Origin of the sequence: Actinoplanes sp. NPDC051633 (genome assembly GCF_040681735.1) — a bacterium.
Classification (GTDB): domain Bacteria; phylum Actinomycetota; class Actinomycetes; order Mycobacteriales; family Micromonosporaceae; genus Actinoplanes.
This window is the reverse complement of sequence record NZ_JBFAZH010000731.1, coordinates 1-3,998: the sequence shown is the minus strand read 5'-3', so window position 1 is coordinate 3,998 and position 3,998 is coordinate 1. Positions and strand designations below refer to the sequence as shown.

The 3,998-nt window shown below is 73.8% G+C and carries 4 protein-coding genes and 1 pseudogene; 3 read left to right on the top strand and 2 right to left on the bottom strand.

Annotated elements, in window-relative coordinates; genetic code table 11:
• Both AB0M20_RS30820 and AB0M20_RS30815 read right to left on the bottom strand, forming a co-directional pair.
• Window positions 1-581, bottom strand: a pseudogene (locus AB0M20_RS30820) (two-component sensor histidine kinase); the annotation flags it as partial.
• Window positions 578-1,549 carry an aldo/keto reductase gene (locus AB0M20_RS30815; protein WP_364303839.1) on the bottom strand — a complete coding sequence of 324 codons (972 nt, stop codon included), beginning with the start codon at window positions 1,547-1,549 and terminating at the stop codon, window positions 578-580. The pseudogene AB0M20_RS30820 and the gene AB0M20_RS30815, both read right to left, overlap by 4 nt.
• Window positions 1,550-1,660: 111 nt before the next feature.
• Here AB0M20_RS30815 and AB0M20_RS30810 point away from each other — a divergent pair, with 111 nt between their 5' ends.
• From AB0M20_RS30810 to AB0M20_RS30800, 3 genes are all read left to right on the top strand, one after another.
• Window positions 1,661-2,713: an LLM class F420-dependent oxidoreductase gene (locus AB0M20_RS30810; protein WP_364303838.1), complete on the top strand. Its 1,053-nt coding sequence runs from the start codon at window positions 1,661-1,663 to the stop codon at window positions 2,711-2,713.
• Window positions 2,713-3,399, top strand: a complete 687-nt coding sequence (locus AB0M20_RS30805; protein WP_364303837.1) for an MSMEG_4193 family putative phosphomutase — start codon at window positions 2,713-2,715, stop codon at window positions 3,397-3,399. The genes AB0M20_RS30810 and AB0M20_RS30805 overlap by 1 nt, the downstream gene beginning before the upstream one ends.
• A gap of 97 nt (window positions 3,400-3,496) precedes the next feature.
• Window positions 3,497-3,998 (top strand): DUF3090 family protein (locus AB0M20_RS30800; RefSeq protein ID WP_364303836.1); only part of this gene is annotated, 502 nt, incomplete at its 3' end.

Here is a 3,998-nt window from a genome sequence, read left to right as displayed (position 1 = left end):
GCCCTCGCGTCGACCATGGCGCCGGTGCTGCTCGGCCCGTCCCCGGCCCAGCGGCTGGCGGCCGTCGAGGCGCGGGCGCCCAGTCCGGCCGCGGCCCAGGCCGTACCCAGAAGAAGCGCGACCCCCACGGCCGTCCACCACCACACATCGTTCGCGCCCAGCGGGCCGATCGCCAGGTCGTCCAGCGCGCCCCGGGTCAGGCCGAGCCGTTCGGCGAAGACGATCAGAGCCAGGGGTACGGCGATCAGCAGCGCCGCTCCGATCGCCGCGCCCACCGCCAGGTGCACCGCGAACCACAGCGCCGACCGCAGCCGCGCCTCCAGCGGCAGCGGAACCTGCGGGTCGTGCGCGGGCAGGTCGACGCGCAGCAGGGCCCGGACGGCCGCGATCTCCAGCTCGCGGGTGCCGCCCAGGAACGGCGGCAGCAGCGCGACCGCGCCGGCCACGACGGTGATCAGCAGCGCTGCCGGGCGATTGGCCGGGTCGTCCACCAGGATCCGGACGAGCACCCAGGTGAGCAGCACGTACGGCAGCAGCAGCACGGTGCCGAGCAGCAGGAAGACCGCCCGCCGGAGCTTCATCCCTCGCGCTCGGGGTAGCCGCACTCGATCGCCGACACGTCGTCGAGCGCGTTCGCGATCTCGGCCGGCAGGGTCAGCTCCTCGCTGAGCAGCGCGCCCTGCAACTGACCCGCCGTCCGCGCCCCGAGGATCGGCGCGGACACCCCCGGCCGGTCGCGGATCCAGGCGATCGCCACCTCGATCGGCGAGACGCCCAGCCCGCGGGCGGCGGTCGTCACCGACTCCACGATGCTCGAGCTGCGCGGCTCCAGGTACGGCTGCACGAACGCGGCGAAGTGCTCGGAGGCGGCCCGCGAGTCCAGCGGCCGGCCGTCGCGGTATTTCCCGGTCAGCACCCCGCGGCCCAGCGGCGACCAGGCCAGCAGGCCGATGCCCAGGGCCGACGCGGCGGGCAGCAGCTCGCGCTCGACGCCGCGCTCGAGCAGCGAATACTCCATCTGGGCGGCGACGATCGGCGCGCGTCCCGGCCAGGCGGCCTGCCAGGTGGCGGCCCGCGCGGTCTGCCACGCGGCGAAGTTCGAGACGCCCACATAGCGCGCCTTGCCGCTGGTCACCGCGTGGTCGAGGGCGGCGAGGGTCTCCTCGAGCGGGGTCAGCGGGTCGTATCCGTGCACCTGCCAGAGGTCGATGTGATCGGTGCCGAGCCGGCGCAACGAGGCGTCCAGCGAGCGCAGCAGGTGCCCGCGGGAGCCGTCGCGCCGCCGGCGGCCGCCGGGGGTGAGCCCGGCCTTCGTGGCGATCACCACCTCCTCGCGTGGCACCATGTGCTCGAGCAGGGCGCCGATCACCTCCTCGGCGGCGCCGTCGCCGTAGACGTCGGCGGTGTCCAGCAGCGTCCCGCCGGCCTCGAGGAAGATCTTGAGTTGCGCGGCCGCGTCGTCGGGGTCGGTGTCCCGGCCCCACGTCATGGTGCCGAGCCCGAGCCGCGAGACCGCCAGCCCGCTTCGGCCGAGCGGTCGCTGTTGCATGGGTGAACCATATTCAGACACCGCCGCGGAGGCGATCCCGCACCGCGTCGGTTACCTGACCGAGATGGGTAGGCTCACGTCCTGGCGCTCGATTGACCCTCAGGAGGACGCGTGCGGCTCGGACTCAACCTCGGCTACCAGTCGGCGTGGAGCACGCCGGCCGATCACCTCGCCCTCGCCCAGGAGGCGGACCGGCTCGGCTTCTCGGTGGTGTGGGCGGCGGAGGCGTACGGGTCGGACTCGCCCTCCATGCTGGCCTGGATCGCCGGGCAGACCCGGCAGATCGACATCGGCGCCGCGGTCATGCAGATCCCGGCGCGCAGCCCGGCGATGACCGCGATGACCGCCGCCACCATCGACGCGCTGTCCGGCGGGCGGTTCCGGCTCGGCCTCGGCGTCTCCGGCCCCCAGGTGTCGGAGGGCTGGCACGGCGTCCGGTTCGCCAAGCCGCTGGCCCGCACCCGGGAGTTCGTGGACATCGTCAAGCTGGCCGTGGCCCGCAAGCCGGTCGCCTACGACGGCGAGTTCTACCAGCTCCCGCTGCCCGACGGGCCGGGCAAGGCGCTGCGGCTGGGCTTCCACCCGCCGCGCGACCACATCCCGATCTACCTGGCCGCGGTGGGTCCCAAGAACCTGGAGCTGGCCGGCGAGATCGCGGACGGCTGGCTGGCCATCTTCTTCGCCCCGGACGCCGCGGGGGAGTCGCTGCAGCACATCGAGCGCGGCCGGTCCAAGAGCGGCGCCGGGCTGACCGGCTTCGACGTGGCGGCCACCGTGCCGGTGGTGATCGGCGACGACATCGCGGCCTGCGCCGACGTGATCCGGCCGTACGCCGCGCTCTACGTCGGCGGGATGGGCAGCCGCGAGCAGAACTTCTACAACCCGCTGGCCGTGCGCATGGGCTACGCGGACGAGGCGCGCACGGTCCAGGACCTGTACCTGGACCGGAAGATCCGCGAGGCGGCGGCCGCGGTGCCGCAGTCCTTCATCGAGCGCACCTCGCTGATCGGCCCCCGCGCGCGGATCGTCTCCCGCCTGCGCGAGTTCGCGCACGCCGGCGTCGGCACGCTCTCGATCAGCCCGTACGTCGGCGACCTCGAGTCCGGGCTGGCCACCCTGCGCACGGTGGCGGAGGCGTTCGACGAGGCCGGGGTGGCGTCCTAGTGGCCACCGTCCTGCTGCTGCGGCACGGGCGCACCACGGCGAACGCGGCCGGCGGGCTGGCCGGGCGGCAGCCGGTCGAGCTCGACGACACCGGCCGCGGCCAGGCCGAGCGGGTCGGCGAGCGGCTGCGCGCGCTGCCGCTGGCCGCGGTCGTCACCAGCCCGCTGATCCGCTGCCGGCAGACCCTCGAGCTGGCGCTGCCGGACGCCAAGCCGGTCGAGGACGAGGGCCTGATCGAGTGCGGCTACGGCGACTGGGAGGGCCAGCCGCTGAAGAAGCTGGCCAAGGAGAAGCTGTGGGCGGTCGTGCAGCAGCACCCGAGCGCGGCGGTCTTCCCCAACGGCGAGGCGATGGCCGCGATGTCCGCCCGCGCGGTGGCCGCGATCCGCAGGTGGGACACGCGGGTGACGGCCGAGCACGGCCCCGACGCGCTGTGGCTGGCGTGCAGCCACGGCGATGTGATCAAGGCCATCATCGCCGACGCCATGGGCCTGCACCTCGACGAGTTCCAGCGCATCGTGGCCGACCCCGCCTCGATCAGCGTCATCCGCTACACGCCGACCAGGCCTTTCCTGGTGCGGCTGAACGACGCGGGGGACCTGTCGACGCTCGTTCCGCCCAAGCGCACCCGCCGCCGCAAGGCGGCTTCCAGCGATGCGGCGGTAGGTGGGGGCTCCGGAGCGTGAGCGCGTCGTTACCGCTGCGTACGCGTCCGTTTGCGCCCTCGGCGAACCCCGCCGGTGCGCTGCGCAACGCGGCGCGAGGGCGGATAGGGTCGAAGGCATGACCCACCAGGTGCATGCCTTCGAGCCGCCGGAGCGGTTCGTCGCCGGGACGGTGGGCGAGCCCGGCGACCGCACCTTCTTCCTCCAGGCTCGCGGTGGCGGGCGGGTGATCAGTGTCGCGCTGGAAAAGGTGCAGGTCTCGCTGCTCGCCGAAAAGCTCGAGGAGCTGCTCGCCGAGGCCAACAAGCGGTTCGGCGTCGAGCTGCCGAAAGAGCCGGTGCTCCCGGTCCACGACAACGACCCCCTCGAGATGCCGATCGACGAGGAGTTCCGGGTCGGCACGCTGGGGCTCGCGTTCGACGTCGACACCACCACGGTCGTGATCGAGGCGATCGAGGTCGGCGAGGGCGAGGCGGAGGTGGACCTCGGCGCCGACGACGACGAGGACGACCCGCCCGGCTTGGGCGGCGCGGCCGGCGCGAGCGGCCCCATCGCCGACGACGAGGACGATGACGACGAGCCCGACGACGACCTCGACCGGCTGCGGGTGCGGCTGACGC

What these genes read in the sequence shown, in the direction of transcription:
- AB0M20_RS30815 (WP_364303839.1), bottom strand. Translation starts at nt 1,549, where the DNA reads ATGCAACAGCGACCGCTCGGCCGAAGCGGGCTGGCGGTCTCGCGGCTC.